Annotated in this window: 19 protein-coding genes; 14 read left to right on the top strand and 5 right to left on the bottom strand. The window is 65.2% G+C overall.

What is annotated here, in order from left to right:
- Nucleotides 1-77: 77 nt before the first annotated feature.
- The gene (locus tag AAGA11_19175) at nt 78-464 is read right to left on the bottom strand and encodes an N-acetyltransferase (protein ID MEM9604993.1); all 387 of its coding nucleotides are present in this window, start codon (nt 462-464) and stop codon (nt 78-80) included.
- A gap of 237 nt (nt 465-701) precedes the next feature.
- Between AAGA11_19175 and AAGA11_19170 the strand changes: the two genes are divergently transcribed.
- Together AAGA11_19170 and AAGA11_19165 are read left to right on the top strand one after the other, a co-directional pair.
- A complete protein-coding gene (locus AAGA11_19170; GenBank protein ID MEM9604992.1) occupies nt 702-1,898 on the top strand; it encodes a YjgN family protein in 1,197 nt (398 codons plus the stop codon).
- The gene (locus tag AAGA11_19165; GenBank protein ID MEM9604991.1) at nt 1,895-2,908 is read left to right on the top strand and encodes a M48 family metallopeptidase; all 1,014 of its coding nucleotides are present in this window, start codon (nt 1,895-1,897) and stop codon (nt 2,906-2,908) included. The genes AAGA11_19170 and AAGA11_19165 overlap by 4 nt, the downstream gene beginning before the upstream one ends.
- Nucleotides 2,909-2,946: 38 nt before the next feature.
- On the opposite strand, the gene AAGA11_19160 is transcribed toward AAGA11_19165, so the two are convergent.
- Nucleotides 2,947-3,387: a pseudoazurin gene (locus AAGA11_19160; protein MEM9604990.1), complete on the bottom strand. Its 441-nt coding sequence runs from the start codon at nt 3,385-3,387 to the stop codon at nt 2,947-2,949.
- A 204-nt stretch (nt 3,388-3,591) separates the two neighbouring features.
- Between AAGA11_19160 and AAGA11_19155 the strand changes: the two genes are divergently transcribed.
- The 6 genes from AAGA11_19155 (at nt 3,592) to AAGA11_19130 (ending at nt 10,545) form a co-directional block, all read left to right on the top strand.
- Nucleotides 3,592-4,578, top strand: coding sequence for an alcohol dehydrogenase catalytic domain-containing protein (locus AAGA11_19155; protein MEM9604989.1), 987 nt, complete (start codon nt 3,592-3,594; stop codon nt 4,576-4,578).
- A complete protein-coding gene (gene mazG / locus AAGA11_19150) occupies nt 4,578-5,381 on the top strand; it encodes a nucleoside triphosphate pyrophosphohydrolase (protein ID MEM9604988.1) in 804 nt (267 codons plus the stop codon). Before AAGA11_19155 ends, mazG begins: the two co-directional genes overlap by 1 nt.
- Before the next feature lie 153 nt (nt 5,382-5,534).
- Nucleotides 5,535-7,325, top strand: a complete 1,791-nt coding sequence (ade, locus tag AAGA11_19145; protein MEM9604987.1) for an adenine deaminase — start codon at nt 5,535-5,537, stop codon at nt 7,323-7,325.
- Nucleotides 7,322-7,714 carry an ACT domain-containing protein gene (locus tag AAGA11_19140; GenBank protein ID MEM9604986.1) on the top strand — a complete coding sequence of 131 codons (393 nt, stop codon included), beginning with the start codon at nt 7,322-7,324 and terminating at the stop codon, nt 7,712-7,714. The genes ade and AAGA11_19140 overlap by 4 nt, the downstream gene beginning before the upstream one ends.
- 63 nt (nt 7,715-7,777) lie before the next feature.
- Complete coding sequence (locus AAGA11_19135; GenBank protein MEM9604985.1) at nt 7,778-9,367, top strand: 5-guanidino-2-oxopentanoate decarboxylase; 1,590 nt, start codon at nt 7,778-7,780, stop codon at nt 9,365-9,367.
- Nucleotides 9,367-10,545: an aminotransferase class I/II-fold pyridoxal phosphate-dependent enzyme gene (locus tag AAGA11_19130; GenBank protein MEM9604984.1), complete on the top strand. Its 1,179-nt coding sequence runs from the start codon at nt 9,367-9,369 to the stop codon at nt 10,543-10,545. The genes AAGA11_19135 and AAGA11_19130 overlap by 1 nt, the downstream gene beginning before the upstream one ends.
- On the opposite strand, the gene AAGA11_19125 is transcribed toward AAGA11_19130, so the two are convergent.
- Both AAGA11_19125 and AAGA11_19120 read right to left on the bottom strand, forming a co-directional pair.
- Nucleotides 10,542-11,654 (bottom strand): glycosyltransferase, encoded by a 1,113-nt coding sequence (locus tag AAGA11_19125; GenBank protein MEM9604983.1) that lies wholly within the window; start codon nt 11,652-11,654, stop codon nt 10,542-10,544. The genes AAGA11_19130 and AAGA11_19125 overlap by 4 nt on opposite strands.
- Nucleotides 11,655-11,783: 129 nt before the next feature.
- Entirely contained in the window at nt 11,784-12,926 is a 1,143-nt protein-coding gene (locus AAGA11_19120; GenBank protein ID MEM9604982.1) for a glycosyltransferase, read from the bottom strand.
- 303 nt (nt 12,927-13,229) lie between these two features.
- Between AAGA11_19120 and AAGA11_19115 the strand changes: the two genes are divergently transcribed.
- From AAGA11_19115 to AAGA11_19090, 6 genes are all read left to right on the top strand, one after another.
- A complete protein-coding gene (locus AAGA11_19115; protein ID MEM9604981.1) occupies nt 13,230-14,048 on the top strand; it encodes a TIM barrel protein in 819 nt (272 codons plus the stop codon).
- Between the two features lie 86 nt (nt 14,049-14,134).
- A complete protein-coding gene (locus AAGA11_19110) occupies nt 14,135-15,082 on the top strand; it encodes a sugar ABC transporter substrate-binding protein (protein ID MEM9604980.1) in 948 nt (315 codons plus the stop codon).
- 107 nt (nt 15,083-15,189) lie between these two features.
- Entirely contained in the window at nt 15,190-16,272 is a 1,083-nt protein-coding gene (locus tag AAGA11_19105) for an ABC transporter permease (protein MEM9604979.1), read from the top strand.
- Between the two features lie 10 nt (nt 16,273-16,282).
- Nucleotides 16,283-17,056, top strand: a complete 774-nt coding sequence (locus AAGA11_19100) for an ATP-binding cassette domain-containing protein (protein ID MEM9604978.1) — start codon at nt 16,283-16,285, stop codon at nt 17,054-17,056.
- A gap of 20 nt (nt 17,057-17,076) precedes the next feature.
- The gene (locus AAGA11_19095) at nt 17,077-17,280 is read left to right on the top strand and encodes a DUF3329 domain-containing protein (protein ID MEM9604977.1); all 204 of its coding nucleotides are present in this window, start codon (nt 17,077-17,079) and stop codon (nt 17,278-17,280) included.
- Between the two features lie 15 nt (nt 17,281-17,295).
- The gene (locus tag AAGA11_19090; GenBank protein ID MEM9604976.1) at nt 17,296-18,294 is read left to right on the top strand and encodes a LacI family DNA-binding transcriptional regulator; all 999 of its coding nucleotides are present in this window, start codon (nt 17,296-17,298) and stop codon (nt 18,292-18,294) included.
- A 295-nt stretch (nt 18,295-18,589) separates the two neighbouring features.
- Here the strand turns inward: AAGA11_19090 and AAGA11_19085 are convergent, their stop codons facing one another.
- The gene (locus tag AAGA11_19085) at nt 18,590-19,309 is read right to left on the bottom strand and encodes a DNA helicase (protein ID MEM9604975.1); all 720 of its coding nucleotides are present in this window, start codon (nt 19,307-19,309) and stop codon (nt 18,590-18,592) included.
- Nucleotides 19,310-19,995: the final 686 nt, after the last annotated feature.

Below are 19,995 nucleotides of genomic sequence, written 5' to 3'. Positions count from 1 at the left end.
GGCGTGCCTGTGAGCGAGCGCACCTGCCTGGGTTTGGGGTTGGGCAGCGGTTTGGGCGCCGCGCCGCCGTGCTCGGCCTAGACCCCGAAGCGGCCGTAGTAGCGCGGGTCGCCGAGGACGAACACCAGGTCGACGCCGGCGTCGGCCAGGGTGCCGAGGCCGTGCTCGACCAGCGCACTGCCGATACCGGTCATGTGGCGCTCCGGCGCGACGGCAAGCGGGCAGAGGATGGCGGCGCGCCGTGTGGGGTGTGGCTCGACACGAACGGCCGTGAACAGCACGTGGCCGAGCACCGCGCCCGCGTCGGTGGCTACCCACGCGTGCACCGGTGCCGCGCTCGGGTCGGCTGACAAGCGCGCGACCAGATCGGCGATGACCGGGCCTTCCGCGTCACCGAAGGCCGTGCGGTGCAGTGCCTGAATGGCGCCGATGTCGTGTGTCGTGGCGGCTCGGATTGAGTGCATGGGGATCTCGCGTCGCGCGTTGCTGCGGCATGTTGGCACACGCTGGGTTCGGATCCCACGTGCACGAGCGTGTGCAAGTCCGGGACGAAGCAGTGTCCTCCGCCGACATTCGCTGTGCTTGGCGTCGATGCAGACACACGGTGTGCGCCCGTCCTGTCTGATCAAAACGGACCATGTTTGCTTAGATCGGTTGGATTTTTCGCAGAGACGACCGCTGATACTCTGTATCCACCGGCCGTGAAGGACACCGCAATGGGCAACAGCGATCACACGACAGCCGCACCTGCTGTCGGCGAGGCCAACCGCTACCCGTTTTCGTTTCAGGGTGTCGGACTCGAGTACTTCAAGATTGCGTCGGTCAATCTGGCTCTGACGCTCCTGACTCTGGGCCTGTATTCGCCCTGGGCGAAAGTGCGAACACGCCAGTACTTCTACGGCAACACCCTGCTGGACTCGGCGGCGTTTCGCTACACGGCCAACCCGGTCAACATCCTCAAGGGGCGGCTGATCGCGGTGTGTGCCCTGGTGGTGTACTTCGCCGCCCAGCAGTTCTTTCCGCTCACGGTGGCGCCGCTCGCGTTCCTGCTGGCGCTGATCGCCCCCTGGGCCATCATGCGCTCACACGCCTTCAACTACGCGAACACCGAGTACCGCGGCTTGCGTTTTCACCTGGTCTCGGACCTCGGGCTTGCGTACCGTGTGTACGGCCCCCCATCCTTCCTGATTGCCGCGTTGGTGTCGCTCGGTGCGGTGGTGCAGCCCGGCGCCGATTTGGAGCCGAGCGCCTTGAACATCGCGCTCAGTGCGTTCGGGCCACTCGTGTATTTGGTGCTCTACCCCCTCTTCGTGACACGCGGCACGCAGTACGCGGTGGGGCAGGCGCGCTACGGCGATGCGGTGTTTTCCCTTGCGACGACGACACGGCGGTTCTACGGGTACTACCTGGTGAACGGGCTGCTGTACCTGGTCGCCACGGTTGTGGTGTTCGGTGGTTTCTTTGCGATCACCTACTTCACCGGCCAGGAGGCCCGATCGGGTGCAGCGACCACCTTTCGCACGCCGCTCAACTCGCTGGCCGGTGTGGGCATGGCCGGCCTCGGCATTGCCATGGCCGCGTTCGTCATGGCGTCCTTCAAGGCCCGCGGGTTCAACCTTGTGTACAACCACGTGCGCGTGAACCCCGACGTGCAGCTCACTGCGGGCGCCGAGGTGTTGGTCCTCGCCCGCATCTACCTCGTCAACTACCTCGCGATCGTCCTGACTCTGGGGTTGGCCTACCCCTGGGCACGCGTTCGCACGGCACGCTACCTGGCCGGCGTCCTGACCCTGGTCAGCGTGACGTCCCTGGACGGCTACGTGGCCCAGGCCGAGCGTGACAGCAGTGCCACGGGCGAGGAGCTCGGCGAGGTGTTCGATCTCGGCATTGGCCTGTGATCGAAGTCCGCGGCTGGTTGCAGCAGGCGGGACGCTCCAAACGTGCGGCGGCCCTGCTGACGGTCGACCCCAGAGGCGTTGTCGTGGTCGACAACGTGGTCGTCGGTGCGGCGTCGGGCTTGTCGTACAGCAGCCGCATCGGCAACACCCGGCGCTTCCTCGAACTGCCTGACGGGTCGAGTTTTGAAACCGAAGACAACGACGCGATTGACGCCATAGAGCGGCGTTTCTGTGCGTCGCGCTCGCCGTTGCATGCGCTTGAATCGCATTGGCGGTTCGCGGCCTCGGCCGTGGTGGCGCTGGTGGCTATCGGTTGGCTGTTCTTTGCGTACGGTTTGCCTGCCATCAGCGAACGCGTGGCACACGCGCTGCCCGTCAGCGTGGTCGAACGCCTGGGCAGTGGGATTGCGGACGCGTTCGAGTCCGAGTTCGACCCCTCCGCGCTACCCGAGCGCAAACAGGTGGCCGTGCAGGCGCTGTTTTCGTCCCTGACGCCCGCAGACAGCGAGTTCAGCTACCGGCTGCGGATCGTCAAAAGCGATCACTTTGGCAGCAATGCCTTTGCCTTGCCCGACGGCACGATCTTCGTGACGGATGACCTGATCGGGCTCGCCGACTCGCTCGACCACGTCGCTGCGGTGTTGCACCACGAGATTGCCCATGTGGAGCGGCGTCACGGTTTGCAGGCCATCCTGCGGGCCAGTGCGCTGACCACCCTGGTCTACAGCCTGACCGGCGACGCGTCGGGGCTCGGCGCGCTGGTGCTCGCGGCCCCTGCGATCCTGCTGCAAACGCAGTACTCGCGTGGCTTCGAGACCGAGGCCGACCTCTACGCCGTTCGGGCGTTGCACCGGGGCAACCGCGACCCGCGCGCGATGGTGCGCATGTTGGACCGCTTGCAGGGCGACACCGACCTCGGTGCCTTCGGCTACCTCTCAACCCACCCGGTCGGTGAGGCGCGGCTCGACCCCTTGCGGGACGAGATTCAGCGTCTCGGCGCCTCGCACTGACGGTCGAAGGGCGCAGAGCGCTGCGCGCCCGTCCGCGTTCACAGTCGACTGAACAATCCGTCGAACGCGGCCTGCGCCGCCTCTGGGTGAACAACTGCGCGCGCGCGCTCGGCGTTCACGGACGCATCACCCACCACGATCAGCCCCACCATCGCTTTCTCGTAGTGGGGCGTGCACTTGTAGCCATAGACACCCTGGTGAGTCAGCGTGAGGTCAAATGTGGCGTCCAGCGCACTGTTCCAGGGTGACACACCGTCGGGCAGCATGCCTCCGATCGACTCGGTGTTGTGGTGGCCGGAGATATTGATGAAGCGAATGACATCGCCCACCTGTGCCCGAATGAACGCCGGATCGAAAAACTTATGTGCGCCCTCGGTCCACATGCCGACCGTGTGGAGTCGGTCGGATGCACGGGTCGGGCTGGCGTAGAGGGCGGTCAAGGTCAGTGTGCTCAGCGTCAACATGGTGCGTCGGTTCATGGCGTCAGATGTGATGGTGTGGCAAAAACAGAGTGTCGCACGGAGGAGCGTCGCCGTTGGCCAATGCACATCGATATGTGCCTTCGTCGGCGTTTGAGTGACGCCCCGAACGCACAGGGTCCCAGGCCGCCCTGGCGAAGGTTGGGCAAGCTGCAGGGGTGCTGTATCGTTCGCTGATCCCGTGTTGACCCAGAGGAAACCACCGTGAAGGCACTTGTCTACACCGGCGTGAAGACGCTCGAGTACCAGACCGTCGACGACCCGGTCGTCGACGACGGCTGCGCCCTGGTGGAGGTCGAAGCCGTGGGTATCTGCGGGTCGGACATGCACGCCTGGGCGGGACACGACGCCCGTCGGCCCGCACCGCTGATTCTCGGCCATGAAGCCGCCGGCACGGTGCGTGGCGGTGCACTTGATGGCCAGCGTGTCACCGTCAACCCCCTGGTGACCTGCGGTCAGTGTGAATGGTCTCTGCGCGGCCAGGACAACCTCTGCGAAGCACGCCAGATCATCTCCATGCCACCGCGTGAGGGGGCCTTTGCTGAGCAGGTCGCGATGCCCATCGGCAACCTGGTTGTCGTGCCGGACCATGTCTCGAGTGAACGTGCTGCGCTGGCCGAGCCCATCGCCTGCGGCTGGCACGCGGTCGACCGGGCCATCGGCGCGCTGCAGCAGGACCACACCCAAACACGGGCACTGGTGCTCGGCGGCGGTGCCATCGGTTTGGGCGCCGCCTTGTGTTTGCGCGCGCGGGGTGTGCCGGAGGTGGTTGTCGCAGAGACCAACCCGCTCAGGCACCCCGCTGTCGCGTCGGCTGGCTTCACGGTGGTGGACCCGCGGGAAGAAAACCTCGACAACGGCTTTCAACTGATCATTGACGGCGTTGGTTACGCTGCGACGCGCGCGACGGCCACGGCAGCCGCGCGTCCCGGTGGCGTGATCGCCCACATCGGTCTCGGGGAAGCGACGGACGGGCTCGACATCAGGCGGATGACCCTGCACGAGATCACCTTCATCGGCACGTACACCTACACGATGGCCGATTTTCGGGCCACCTGTGCCGCGCTCTTTGCCGGCGAGCTAGGCAAGCTGGATTGGACCGAGCAGCGTGCATTGGCCGACGGCGGCCAGGCCTGTGATGACATCGCCGCAGGTGTGGTCGCTGCGCCGAAAATCGTTCTGCGTCCCTGATGGACGAGCCGCGGCGCCCGATTGAGCGACTGTTGGGCCTCATGGCCGCGTTGCGCGACCCGGAGACCGGTTGTCCATGGGACATCGCGCAGAGCTTCGCGACCATCGCCCCGTTCACGCTGGAAGAAGCCTACGAGGTACTCGACGCGATCGAGCGCGACAGCATGGCGGACCTCCAGGACGAGCTTGGCGACCTGCTGCTGCAGGTGGTCTTCCACGCGCGCATGGCCGAGGAGGCTGGGCACTTTGCGTTCGATGACGTCGTCACCACCATCAGCGACAAGCTCGAGCGTCGCCACCCGCACATCTTCGGCTCGGTGCAGGCCGACACCGCCGACGACGTCCACCGGAACTGGGAGGCGATCAAGGCAGCCGAGCGCGCCGACAAGGCTGAGGGCGATGCGTCAGTGCTCGCTGGCGTTGCGAAGGCGCTGCCTGCGTTGCAGCGGGCGGTCAAGTTGCAAAAGCGCGCTGCGCGGGTCGGTTTCGACTGGGACACGCTCGCCCCGGTGTTGGCCAAGGTACGCGAAGAGCTCGACGAACTCGATGCCGAGATCGCCGCCGGTGCGCCGACGGACCGGGTCCGGGCCGAGCTCGGCGACCTGCTGTTCGCCACCGCCAACCTCGCCAGACACCTCAAGTGTGACCCCGAGCAGGCGGCGCGAGACACCTGCCAGAAGTTCGAGCGCCGTTTTCGCGCGGTTGAAGCGCAGGCGGCGGCGAGCGGTCGGCCGATGGAAGCGCACAGTCTGGCGGAGCTGGATGCCTATTGGAACGTTGCAAAGCACGCCGAGGTGCCGTGACAGCAGGTGCCCTCGACACGGGCGCATCACGCGGCGTTGTCGGGGGGCGCCATTCCGCTCACTGTCGGTGATACCCGGCTTCGGTTGCATCGCCCGTGCTCGGTTAACCGCGTACACTGTCACCCTGGGTGGTCGATTCAGCGGAGCACTGAAATGCAAGCATGGTCTGACGTTGCGGCGCGTTTGGTCGACGTCGCTGCCGGGCGTGCACCGGCCGACACCCTCATTCGCAACGGTCGGTGGGTCAATGTCCACTCGGGCGAAATCCTCGCACACACCGACTTCGCGATCGCGGCCGGGCGCTTTGCCGCGATCGGGCCGTCACTCGACCACACCGTGGGCGATCAGACCCGGCTGATCGAAGCCGAGGGACGGTACGTTGTCCCCGGGCTCTGCGACGCGCACATGCACGTCGAGAGCGGCATGGTTACCGTCACCGAGTTCGCCCGCGCCGTGATCCCCCACGGCACGACCAGCATGTTCATCGACCCGCACGAAATCGGCAACGTGCTCGGGCTGGACGGCGTGCGGCTGATGCACGATGAAGCCATGGGGCTGCCGATCAACGTGTTCGTGCAGATGCCGAGTTGTGTGCCGTCGGCGCCCGGGTTGGAGCAGGCCGGTGCGTCGATCGGCGTGGCCGAGGTGGCCGAGGCGATGCACTGGCCGAACATCATCGGGCTCGGGGAAATGATGAATTTCCCCGGTGTGGCCGCGGCGGATCCGACCCTACTCGGTGAGATTGCAGCGACCCAACAGGCCGGCAAGACGGTGGGCGGTCACTACGCCTCGCCTGACGTCGGGCGGGCGTTTCAGGCCTACGCCGCCGGTGGGCCGGCCGACGACCACGAGGGCACCCGCGCCGAGGACGCCATCGCGCGCGTGCGCCAGGGCATGCGTGCGATGCTGCGACTCGGCTCGGCTTGGTACGACGTCGCGGAGCAGATCAAGGCCGTGACGGAATCCGGCCTCGACCCTCGGCATTTCGTGCTGTGTACCGACGACAGCCACAGTGGCACGCTGGTCAACGACGGCCACATGAACCGCGTGGTGCGGCACGCCATCGCGCAGGGCCTCAAGCCGATCACCGCCATCCAGATGGCCACACTCAACACCGCACAGCACTTCGGCCTGGAACGCGAACTCGGGTCGATCACACCCGGGCGGCGGGCCGACGCGATCCTCACCTCGGACCTGCCGACCCTGCCGATCGAACAGGTCATCGCGCGCGGGGACACGGTCGCCGAGCGGGGCGGGATCACCGTGACTCTGCCCACCTTCACCTACCCCGCGAGCGCGCGCGACACCGTGCGCACCGGCCGACCCGTGTCGGCGTCGGACTTCGATCTCGCGGCGCCCGCCGGGGCCGAGACGGTCCGCGCCCGGGTCATCGGCGTCATCGAGAACCAGGCGCCGACCCGGGCCCTGGAGGCCGAGGTGCCGGTGACGGACGGTGTCGTGTCTGCCGACCGCACACAGGACATCTGCCACATCGCGCTGGTCGAGCGTCACCGCGGCACCGGTGCGGTGCAGAACGCGCTGGTCTCGGGCTTTGGCTACGACACCGACTGCGCCGTTGCCTCCACCGTCGCGCACGACTGCCACCACCTGCTGGTGGTGGGCACCAACAAGTCAGATATGGCGCTCGCCGCCAACCGCCTGAGCGAGGTTGGCGGTGGCGTGGTGGTGTTTGCCGGTGGCGAGCAGCGCGCCCTGGTCGAGTTGCCGATTGCGGGTCTGATGTCCGACGAGCGTTCCGACATCGTGGCTGACAAGGCACAACAGCTGGTGCAGGCCATGGTCGCCTGCGGCTGCACGCTGAACAACGCCTACATGCAGCACAGCCTGCTTGCGCTGGTGGTGATTCCGGAGTTGCGCTTGTCCGATCAGGGTCTCGTTGACGTCCGGCAGTTTGCCGCTGTGGACGTTGTGGTGGCACCGTGAGCGGCATCACCGACCTCGACACACTGATTGCAACCCTGACGCCGGAGCTGCTGCCGGGTGAGTTCGTGTTCGTGACGATCGACGGCGAGTACGGCGACGGCGCTGCGTTGCGGCCGATTGCCGCCTGCCGCGAGGACGAGGGGCTGTCGTTGATCGTGCCCAAGGCGTCCGCGGTGTCGGCGGATCTGGTCTTTGACGGCGTCTTCCGCATGATCAGTCTGCGCGTGCACTCGAGCCTCGACGCGGTCGGCCTGACCGCTGCCATCGCAACCCGGTTGGGCGAGTCCGGCATACCCGCGAACGTGGTGGCGGCGCGCTACCACGACCACGTCTTCGTCCCCGCGGACCGGGCCGACGAGGCGCTCGGCTGCCTGACCACCTTGACCTGAACGGTCCATGCGCGGCAGGGAACACCCGCGCTACCGTACGCAACCCGATTGAGAAGGCGCTCCATGAACCTCGGTGAATACGTCATTGCGACCCTCGAAGCGTGGCAGGTCGACACGGTGTTCGGCATCCCCGGCGTGCACAACGCCGAGCTCTACCGCGGCTTGGCCGGCCGTGCGATTCGCCACGTCACCCCGCGACACGAGCAGGCTGCCGGTTTCATGGCCGACGGGTACGCACGCACGCGCGGGAAGCCCGGCGTGTGTTTCGTGATCACCGGGCCGGGCCTGTCGAACATTGCGACGGCAATGCTGCAGGCGCGCGCGGCGTCGGTGCCGATGTTGGTGATCTCGAGCACCCTGCCGCGTCGGGGCCTGGCGATGCGCCGCGGCCAGTTGCACGAGATGCCCGACCAACACGGCTTCGGCCGTGAGCTCGCGGTGTTCAGCCACACCGTCTCGGACGTGTCGCAGGTGCCCGAGGTGCTGCAGCGCGCCTGGAGCGTGTTCGAGAGCGCCCGGCCCGGCCCGGTGCACATCGACATCCCGATCGACTTGATGCGCGCTGACGTGGATGCCCTGCCACCGGTCATGGCGCGGCTGCCTCAGACGCCGCCGGTGGTCGACGAGCAGAGCCTCTCCAACGCGCTGGACGCGGTGGTCTCGGCGACCCAGCCGGTGGTGGTGCTCGGCGGCGGCGGCCGTGACGGCGCGGCATCGGCGTTGTCGCTGGCGGAAAAGCTGCAGTGCCCGCTGGTGACCACGCTGGCGGCGTCGGACAGGGTGCCTGCGCGGCACCCGCTGGTGGTGAACGCCTCGCCGAGTTGTGCGGCGGTGCGCGGGTTGATCGCGGCCGCCGACGTCACCCTGGTGGCCGGCAGCGAGCTGGGACCGACCGACTTCGACATGTACGACACCGGAGTCGCCCACGACTTCGGCCGGCTGGTGCGCATCGACGTCGACCCGATGCAGTTGCACACCAACTACGTTGCCCACGTCGCCTGTTGCGGTGACGCGGCGGATGCGCTGCGGCGGCTCGACGACGCGCTGCCGGCCGCGAGCATGGCACCGGCGGTGTACCAGCGTGTCGAGGCGGTGCGGGCGGCGGCGCTGGCCGAACAGTCTGACGCCTACCGGGAGATGATCAGGCTGTTCGACACGCTGCGCGACGCGGTGCCCGAGTTGATCGTGGTGGGTGACTCGGCACAGCCGGTCTATGCGTGCAGCACGGCGTTCGCGCCGGGCAACGCCGGTATGCGCTTTCAGTCGTCGGGGGGGTACGGCACACTCGGCTACGCCTTACCGGCGGCAATTGGCGCCAAGCTTGGCAATACAGAGGCGCCGGTGCTCGCGCTGACCGGTGACGGCGGCTTGCAGTTCTGCCTCGGCGAACTCGGCACCCTGGCCGACAACGGCGTGCCGGTGGTTGTCGTGGTCTGGAACAACAACGGCTTTGGTGAGATCGAATCCTACATGACGTCGATTGGCGTCGAGGCGAGCAGTTGCGCGGTCAGTGCCCCCGACTTCGCGGCGGTGGCGTCGGCCTACGGGCTGCACGCGGTGTCACTCGACGGCACCGACGGTCTTGTCGATGCCATCGACACAGCGGTGCGTTCAGGCACCGGTGTGCTGATCGATGTCAGGGGGGTGCACTGATGCCGGCCTATGCCAAGCGTACCGCGGCGATTGCCGGGGAAGGGGCTGCGGCCTGGGACATCCTGACCGCGTCCCGCCAGGCCAAGGCCGCGGGTGAAGACGTGATCATCATGAGCGTCGGCGACCCCGATTTCGACACCCCGGTCGCCATTGTCGACGCCGCTGTCGCCGCGCTGCGGGCCGGTGACACCCACTACACCTCGGTAGTCGGCCGCCCCGAGTTGCGCCGTGCCATCGCGGCGCAGTTCGAGAGCCTGGGCGGGCCGGCGACCCGGGCCGAGCAGGTGGCGGTGTTTGCCGGCACGCAGAACGCGTTGTTTGCCGCAGCCCAGGTGTTGCTCGACCCGGGCAGCCACGCGATCTCGATCGATCCGCAGTACGTGACGTACGACGCGGCGATCGGCGTGACCGGCGCCGAGCTGACGCGCGTGCCGCCAAAGGACGGCATCGCGCTGCGCCCGGACGTCGACGCCGTGGCCGCCAGTGTCCGGCCGGACACCCGCGCGCTGTTTTTTGCCAACCCCTGCAACCCCACCGGCATCGTCTACACCCGCGACGAGCTCGAGGGGCTCGCCGACATTGCGCGCGCGCACGACCTCTGGGTGGTGTCCGACGAGGTCTATGGCACCCTGACCTTTGAGCAACCCCACATCCCCACCGCGAGCCTCGCGGGCATGGCGGAGCGCACCATCACGCTGAGCAGCGTCTCGAAGAGCCACGCGATGACGGGTTGGCGTCTCGGTTGGATGATCGGCCCCGACAGCATCGCCGAGCACGCCGCCAACCTGGCGTTGTGCATGTTGTACGGTGCGCCCGGCTTCACGCAGGCGGCCGCGACCGAGGCCCTGACCGGCAGCCGCGATGCACCTGACGCGATGCGTGAGCTCTACCGTCGTCGGCGCGACCTCGCAACCGCCACCCTCCAGCGCGCGCCGGCGTTGCGTGTGTTGCCCGCCGAAGCCGGCATGTTTCTGGTAGTCGATGTCAGCGGCACCGGCATGAACGGCCACGATTTCAGCTGGGCGCTCTACCGTGAGACCGGTGTCTCCGTACTCGGTGGGGCGGCGTTCAGCGACACCATCGGGCACTGCGTGCGGCTGTCGTTCACGGTCTCCGACGACGAGATCGTCGAGGGCTGCGAGCGCGTGGTGCGGTTCTGTGGCGGGCTTGCCAGCTAAGGCGTGTGTTGGTGCCCGAGGATGGCGGCTCTCAGTTGCGCAAAGACCGTGTCAGGTCGCAGGTGTGCAATCGTATCGCGCACGGCTTGAGGCGTGTATCGATCGAGCTCTGCCAATGTGTTGCTCAACGCGACCGCAAGTGCGTCGACGTCCTCGCTCTCGAAGAGGGCGCCGTTTTGCGTGTTGCGCACCAGCTCTCGCGTTCCACCTGGACAATTTGAGGCCACGACCGGGGTGCCGCATGCCAACGCCTCTATCACCGTGTTGGGCAGCCCCTCCACGCGTGAGGGTTGCAGAAAAACGTCTGCGTGGAGGTAGTAGGGTGAGGTATTCAGCGTGCGGCCCTTGAAATGCACACGGTCGAGGATGCCCAAAGAGGCGGCCTGCGACTGTAACGCATCGCGCTCTGGGCCGTCACCCAGCATTGTTAACTGGACATTGAGTCCGTCGTCCATCACTCGCTTCAGTGCGTCCAGCAGCACGTCGTAGCCCTTTCGACGTGTGAGGCTGCCGCACGTCAACAGTTGGAAGCCACCGTCTTGCTTGAACGGAGAGGATACCTCGGTCGGACTCGCTGCGAGCAGCTTGCGCTGAGCGGGGTTGTAAATTTGAACAATATTTGGCAAGCGCCGACCCATGAGTTTGTCAAAGTCCTGGACCATTTGCGTCGATTGGCAAATCAGTGTGTCAGCTCGAGGGTAAAGCCACTTGTAGAGTGGCGTGTACGTGTGACTTGTGTTCTGAAATCGCATGTCTGTTATGGGGTTTGCGGCCTCGCGCAACACAATTCGAGGCTTCGATCTGAGGAATGGGCGCAGTGCGACTGACATGAAGTTCAACCGTGCGTGAGTCGAAAAGATCGCATCAGGTCGCAGGTGTCGAAGCGCAGACACCAACGCCAGTGGCGCCTTTCTGGCGCGCGCAACAGCCAAGCTGTGCACGGTGACTGCGTCGGAGATCTCGCCAGACAAAACGCCTGTGTCTTGCAACAACAAGATGTGTGAGTCGACCTCGTTTTGGCTGAGGTTGTTGCCGATACGTATGACCATGCGCTCTGCACCACCGAGCGACGTGGACGGCAGCAAGAGGGCGACGCGTTGTTGAGGCATATTCCAGGCTGCTGCGTCTGCAGCAGGGTGCGAACGGGTGAGGCCGCAGTCTACACGGCTCGCTGCATCAAGCGTGGGCGAGGTAAGCGCCAACGGGGGTTACGGCATCGCCACGTTGGCTGGTTGTGCCTAGGACGCCTTGAGTATCGGGGTGCCTGCTGCAGCGTCTGTTGTCTCACCCAGTATCGTGCGGCGAAACTCGGCGAACACGGACGCGGGTTGGAGGTGGGACACACTGTTACGCAGCACCTCCGGTGGGAAGCGGTGAAGCGACGCCACCGTATCAGCAAGTGCCTGGGCCAGAGACAGCGGGTCCTCAGTGGCGAATAACACACCGTTCTCGCCATCTCGCACAAGTTCCCGAATACCACCAGGGCAATCAGAGGCCACCACAACGGTCCCACACGTCAGTGCTTCCACCACCGTGTTGGGAAACCCTTCACTGCGTGACGGTTGAATGAACAGATCCGCGTGGAGATACCATGGCATGTTGTCGAGGGTTTGCCCCTTGAAATGCACGTGGTCTTGGAGGTCCAAGCGCGCCACCTGCGATTCCAGCGCAGATCGCTCTGGGCCGTCACCCAACAGAGTGAGCTGGAAGTCGAAGCCGCGCGATCTGAAGGACTCGAGTGCGTCGAGCAACACGTCGTAGCCCTTTCTGTGAGTCAGACTCCCACAGGTCAGAAGTTGGATCACTGCGTCACGTGAGTAAGGTGTCGCAAGGTCGCACTTTTGTGCGTCGACCATGGGAGCGGGCGAGGGATTGTAGATTTGGACGACACTGTCCAAGTCGCGGCCCAACAAAGCCCGAAAGTCACTCACCATGCCATGTGACTGGCAAATCAGGGCATCGGCTTTGGGATACAGCAATTTGTACAGCGGTGTGTAGACACGCTCGGTGTTCTGAACCGCCATATCCTCGAACGGGGTCGATGGCTCGCGAATCACGACGCGCGTTTGGCCTTTCAAGAAGGGCTTGATCGTCAGAGAGATGAAGTTCAAGCGCGTGTGGGAGGAAAACACGGTATCTGGAGCGAGCTTCCGCAAAATTTTCAACAAGGCGACGGGGACATGCCGAGCTCGAGCGACGTCGACGGCGTGCACTGTGACACCAGGCTCAATGGTGCTTGTCAGCACGCCTGTGTCGTTGAGCAACAGAATGTGTGTGTCGACGCCGTGCGTGTGAAGATCATTTGCGATGCGAATTATCATTCGCTCTGCACCCCCGAGTGATGTGGAGGGCAACAGCAGGGCAACACGAGGACTTTTCATTCTGGAATCTCGTTTGTATGCAAACTTAAAAGGCGTTTCTTCGGTGTATCGCTCTCTTCACTGGTATCGCCCGCAGTGCGTAATGGTGTAGCCAACGTGTGGATTGCGCCGATATGAACCGGTCATACGCCGCGTGATTCGGGGTTGTGACGGCCGCGGATTCCCCCTCTCTTTGCCCGCTTTAAGAGTTCGAAAGACAATGCAACCGGTTGCAAAAAGTGCTTGCAACGGGTGCGAGCCCCTCGCATAATCGCAGGCAAATCGTGTAGTTCTGTGCAGATTTGCGCTCAAAGAGGCGATTTGGTGCGACCCTTCTTGATCAACCACATGACTGTCCCGACGCTGTCGTTCCGCGCGCTGGTTGCGCTGGCGGCCGAGCTCGGGTGCGAGGGCGTGGAGGTGCGCAACGACCTCGGCGCGCCGCTCTTCGACGGTCTGGATGCGTCGGCTGCCGGGCAGATCGCGTCCGACGCCGGGGTCGACATCGTCACCGTGGCCGAGGTCTCGGCCTTCAACGACGGGTCTGATCGGGCCTTTGAGTCACTCTGCACGCTGGCCGAGCAGGCCGCCGCCGCCGGCGCGCGCGGCGTTGCGCTGATCCCCCGAAACGACGGTGTCGGCTGTGAGGACGGCGAGCGCCAGCGCGCGCTGTCTGCGGCACTGGCGCGGTTTGCACCGGTGCTGGCGCGTCACGACGTATTCGGGTTTGTCGAACCGCTCGGCTTCGTTCAGTCGTCGCTTCGTTACAAGCGCGAGGCGGTCGAGGCCATCGAGGCGCTCGGCTTGGGCGCGCGGTACAAGCTGGTCCACGATACCTTCCACCACCACCTCGCGTCCGAGCCGGCGGTGTTCGCCGAGCACACCGCGGTGGTGCACGTCTCGGGGGTGGCCGAGCCCGGGCTGGCACGCGCCGACATGAGCGACGCGCACCGCGTGCTGGTCGACGCCGACGACGTGCTCGGCAACCGCGAGCAGCTCGCCCAACTCGATGCGGCCGGCTTTGCCGGCCCGGTGTCGGTGGAGGCCTTTGCGCCCACCGTGCACGCCCTGACAGCGCCGGCGACGGCGCTCACGAACAGCTTTCACTGCATGCGCAAGGGTGTCGCGGCCTCGGCCGCGTAACCGAGCGGGTGAGATAAAACGCCCTGCGGGGCACGAATTCCGGTTTAGGCAATTGTGTGCCGGACACAACCATTTGGAGAGTACAGATGAAAAAATCGCTTATTGCCGCCGGTGTTGCGGCGCTGCTGACCGCGCCCTTGTCCAGTGCGCTGATGGCCACAACGCTCGGCGTGTCCGTCGCACGTTTTGACGACAACGGCCTGACCATCATGCGCAACGGCATGACCTCGCACGTCGAGACCCTCGACGGTGTCGACCTGGTCATGGAAGACGCGCAGGACGACGTGGCCCGCCAGCTCGACCAGATCAACAACTTCATCGCTTCCGGCGTCGACGCCATCATCGTCAACGCGGTCGACACCAACGCGACCGAGGCGATGAGCCAGGCAGCGGCGTCTGCCGGTGTGCCGCTGGTCTACGTGAACCGCCAGCCGATCAACATGGACACGCTGCCCGAGGGCCAGGCCTTCGTGGCGTCCAACGAGATCGAGTCCGGCACGCTCGCGGCCTTCCGCATGTGTCAGGACCTGCGCGCTCAGGGCAAGTCGGGCGGCGCCAAGGCGTACATGCTGATGGGGCAGCTGTCCAACCAGGCGGCGGTGCAGCGCTCCAAGGACTTCCACGACGTGATCGGCATGGACATGTGCAACTTCATCACGCTGATCGACGAGCAGACCGCCAACTGGTCACGTGACGAAGCGCAGGACCTCATGACCAACTGGATCTCCTCCGGCGAGGAGTTCGACGCGGTCTTCGGCAACAACGATGAAATGGCGATTGGCGCCATCCAGGCGATGAAGGCCGCGGGCATCTCCATGGACGACGTGGTCGTCGGTGGCGTTGACGCGACACCCGACGCACTGGTTGCCATGCAGGCCGGTGAGATGGACGTGACCGTGTTCCAGGACCTCGCCGGTCAGGGCGCGGGTTCGATCGACACCGCGATCAAGCTGGCCAACGGCGATGCGGTCGACAAGACGGTCTTCATCCCGTTCAAGCTGGTTACCCCCGAGAACGTGGCTGACTTCCTGTGAGCTGAAGACCCTCTCGGGACCGTGGGCGGCGCATCTGTGCCGCCCACTTTTTTTCTCACCGTATCCAACGAGCGCACTCGCAGAGCGAACGCAGGGGACAGAGCACGATGTCTGATACCACACACGGCACCGGCGGACTGAAATACGACGAGAAGAAGCGCTCGTGGCCCAACGAGCTGAACATCTTCTTCGCCTTGATCCTCATCATCGTGGTGTTCGAGGTGCTCGGGCAGACCCTGCCGTACATGAACGACCAGAGTTTTCTGTTCGATTCACGCGGCCGCTTTGACTCGATCTTCAACGAAGCGCGCTTGCGCATCATCATCCTGCAGGTCTCGATCATCGGGATCATTTCCCTCGGGGTCACGCAGGTCATCATTTCCGGGGGGATCGACCTGTCATCCGGGCCACTGGTCGGCGCGGCCGCGATGATTGTGATGTCCTTCGCCCAGACCGAGCTGGTCAACGGCAACCCGAACCCCAAAGCGGTGTTCGGTGCCTGGGCCTTTGACCTGCCGGTGATCATTCCGGTCATCGTCGGCTTGTGTTTCGGCGCCTTCATCGGAGCGATCAACGGCAGCCTGATCGCGTACACCCGCATCCCCCCGTTCATTGCCACCCTTGGCATGTTCCTGATCTGCCGCGGTATCGCCCAGGCCTGGACGCGCGGCAAACCCGTGTCCTTCCCGACCGAGAGCTACGCGGCATTGGGGTCGGGCATGATGCCGGTCTACTGGTTCATCGGGCTCGCGATCCTCTTCCACTTCATTCTGAAGTACACGGTCTACGGCAAGCACACCTACGCCATTGGCTCGAACGAGGACGCGGCGCGGATGTCCGGCATCAACGTGCAACGGCACAAGGTGCTCGTCTACATGATCGCGTCGATGCTCGCGGCGTTCGCGGCCATCATCCTGAGTTCGAAGAACCTCACAGCGCAGTCCGGCATGGGCATCTTCTACGAGTTGTACGCGATTGCCATGGCGGTCATCGGTGGCGTCAGCCTCACCGGCGGGCGGGGCTCGATCATTGGCACGGTGCTCGGTGCGATGGTCTTCGGGGTGATTCAATCCGGTTTCACCTACATCAAGCTCGACGCCTACTTCCAGTTGATGGCGATGGGCGCGATCATCATTGGTGCGGTGGTCCTCGACAAGGTGCGGCAAGAACGCGCGATGAAACGCAGCTAGGGAGACGGACATGAGCGACATCATTCTCGAAACCAAAGGCCTTACCAAACACTACGGTGGTGTGCACGCGCTGAACGACGCCAACTTCGTGCTGCGTCAGGGCGAGCACGTGGCGATCATGGGCGACAACGGGGCGGGCAAATCGACCTTCGTGCGCCAGATCACCGGCGTCGAGCAACGCACCAGTGGCCAGATCATCTTCGACGGCGAGGAGGTGCACTTTGCCGGCCCGATTGATGCGCGTGAAGCCGGCATCGAAACGGTGTTTCAGACGCTGGCGCTCGCCGACGACCTCGACGTGCCAGACAACCTCTTTCTCGGTCGCGAGAAGACCAGGTTCGACTGGCTCGGCCCGTTCCGCATCCTCGACTACAAGGGTATGCGCGAGGACACCATTGCCGGGCTCGAACGGACGGCGGTCAAGATCCCGAACATCAACAACACCATCCAGAACATGTCAGGTGGCCAGCGTCAGTGCGTGGCGATTGCACGCACGGCGACTTTTGCGTCCAAACTGACCATCATGGACGAACCCACGGCCGCGCTCGGTGTGCAGGAGACCGCACAGGTCGAGAACATCATCCGCACGCTGAAGGAAGCCGGCGAGCCGCTGATCCTGATCAGCCACAACATGCGCCAGGTCATGGACCTGGTGGACCGCATTGTCGTGTTCCGACGTGGGCGCATCGTCGCGAACCTCGCTAAGGAAGACACCGACGGGCAGGATGTTGTCGCCTACATCACCGGTGCGAAGACCGCGCCGGAGTACGAAGGCGCGGCCTGACACAGGCCAGCGAAAACACAGTGGCGGACTTGCATATCCCGTTCTTCAGGCCCGTCTGGCGGCGGGTCGTGTTGGTTGGCTTCTGTTTCGCTTGGGCTGTCTACGAACTCAGCGGCGGGGCGCTCTTCTGGGGGGCCGTGTTTGCCGGCATGGGCCTTTACGCGGCCTACCAGCTCTTCGTGTTGGAATGGTCGGAGCAGGACAACCCGGATGAGCCCGGCTGACGGCGGGGTCGCCCTGTGTCGGTGACGCTCAAGGACGTTGCCGTGCGGGCGGGTGTCTCGCGCTCGGCGGTCTCACGCACCTTCACCGACGGCGCGTCGGTGTCCGAGAAGATGCGACGCAAGGTCGAGAAGGCGGCGCGCGAGCTTGGCTACACCCCGAACGCGCTCGCATCCAGCCTGACCACCGGCCGCACCCGCTTGATCGGCCTGGTGTCGAACAACTTCCACAACCCGATCTTTCTCGAGGTCTTCGACCGCTTCACGCGCGGCCTGCAGGAACGTGGCCTTCGCCCCCTGTTGGTCAACCTGTCGGACGAGACGGACCCGGCCAACTCGGTTCGCATGCTGCGCCAGTACTCGGTCGACGGCGTGGTGGTGGCGTCCTCGACGCTCACACCGGCCTTCTCTCAGGCCTTTCGCGACGCCGGCATGCCCGTGGTGCACTCCTTCGGGCGCCACTCGAGCACGCCGCAGGTGCATGTCGTCGGCATCGACAACGTCGAGTGCGGTCGCATGGCGGCGCGTGAACTGGTCGCCCGTGGCTACAAGCGCGTGGCCTTTCTCGGCGGGCCGGAGTCCGCGACTTCCACGCAGGACCGTTTCGACGGTTTCATGGCGGAGTTGCAGCAGCACGCGAAAATGCAGGTCAGCCACTCCTTCGCCTCGAACTACTCGTTCGACGCGGGGCGGGACGAAATGGCGCGGCTGCTCAAACGCAAACCCGCCGAGGCCTACTTCTGCGGGGATGACGTGCTCTCGATCGGTGCGCTGAGCGCGGTGCAGCAGGCCGGTCTCGCGGTGCCGGACGACATCGGGCTGATCGGCCTCAACGACATGGAGATGGCGCGCTGGGAAAACATCAGCCTCACGACCATCCGTCAGCCGATTCAGCAAATCGTCGCCTCTTCGATCGAGCTGATTGTTGCCATGCTCGATGATCCGACGCGCTACCCCGAAGCGCGCTTGTTCACCAGCACCCTGGTTGAACGCGACACCCTGCGGCCACGGCCCTGACGGCACGCAACGACGCGACGCTTACCGGGACCTCTGTGCTGTTTGAGAACGTGGGAGCGTCGTCGTCGCGTGAGCGACACGGGGCGAAGAGGAGCGCGGGCGCGTGTAGCTGTGTCACCGGGCTCAGTACCCGCCGCCTTCGCCCCTGGGCGGGCCCCACGTCTTGCTGGCGCAACGACGCAACTCCCACAGAGATCGCTGTGCTGTTAAGAACGTGGGAGCGCCGTCGTCGCGTGAGCGCCACGGGGCGAATGCGGTTTCGCTTGGCCTAAGCCCCTCCACCCTCGTTTGTCTGTCAACCGTGGATTGCTCGGTGTTGCAGTTTGCCCTCGTGCAGAAAGCACGCGGACTGGAACAGACTGAGGTCGATCGGATTCGGTTGCCGGATGTGGCGTACGCTTGGCAGACCGTCGCGCGTGTGGTCGTAGTGGCGGTCGACCTGGCTCAGCGCGACGAGTACCAGCCCGCGTGCTCGACAGAAGGTGGAGAGCGTGCGCAGTTGCTCGGACAGCGGTGGCAGCCTGCGCGGTTGGTCGAGGATCTGGAGGTAGTCGAGCACCACCACCGTGCCGGCGTGGGCCGCTGCAAGCTGCGCGACCAGGTACTCGGCGCTGATCGCGTCGCTGCAATCAACCTGGAACCCGGGTTGCATCGCCGTCGGGTCGACACCGAGGGCGCGCAGGCGCCCAGCCACTTCGGCAGGTGTGGATTCGAGGGAAAAAAACCACGCACCGCGACCGGCCGCGGTGGCCTCGATCAGCAGCTCGAGGCCGAGCAGGGTCTTGCCCTGGCCGGGTCGTGCGGCAAGCAGGACGCAATCGCCGTTGTGCAACCGCGCTAGCAGGGTACGCGCCGGGCGCGTGCGCTCGGCTGCCTGCACGAGGTGGCTCCAGGCTGCAAAGCCTTCGCCTTGTGCGATGTGGTCGAGCCCGGCGTGCAACGGGATGCCGTGCGCGCGCGCGTGGGCCTTGGCGCGGCGTTTCAGGACATACAAGGGGACAGAGAAAGTCAGCAACAAACCTCCAACGCGAGCGCGTACCGCAGTCCCTCCTTGTGCGTGGTGCTCGAACGGGTGGTTCGATCGTCGTGGCGGGTGTCCAGCATGTTGTCTGCTTTCCCGATGGAGGGGGGAGGCCGGGACGTCGACCTGTCGACAGCCTAGCGCATCTTGACCCGTGCTTCAGCAACCGCGTCCGCCGCCATCGCCCCTGGGCGGGCCCCACGTCTCGCTGCGCAACGACGCGGCTCCCACAGAGACCGCTGTGCTGTCAAGAACGTGGGAGCGCCGTCGTCGTGCTGTGACACGGGGGGGCCGCCCAGGCGCGAAAAGGGGCCTGGGCGTGGATAGCAGTGTCACCGGGCTCGGTGCCCACCGCCATCGCCGCGTGTTGCTGACGCAACGACGCGACTCCCACAAAGATCGCTGTGCTGTCAAGAACGTGGGAGCGCCGTCGTCGCGAAGCGACACGGGGCGATAGCAGTGGTACGGAACTCAATGCGTACCACCCACCGCCTTCGCCCCTGGGCGGGCCCCACGTCTTGCGTCGCAACGACGCGACTCCCACAGTGAAGTGGCGTGTTGTTTCAGAACGTGGGAGCGCCGTCGTCGCGTGAGCGACACTGGGCGATAGCAGTGGTACGGAACTCAATGCGCACCACCTTCGCCATCGTCCCTGGGTGGGCCCCACGTCTTGCTGCTCT

It is taken from the genome of Pseudomonadota bacterium, from assembly GCA_039196715.1.
In the GTDB taxonomy this organism is placed as follows: domain Bacteria; phylum Pseudomonadota; class Gammaproteobacteria; order CALCKW01; family CALCKW01; genus CALCKW01.
The sequence above is the reverse complement of the archived record's forward strand: the minus strand, read 5'-3'. Positions and strand labels throughout refer to the sequence as shown.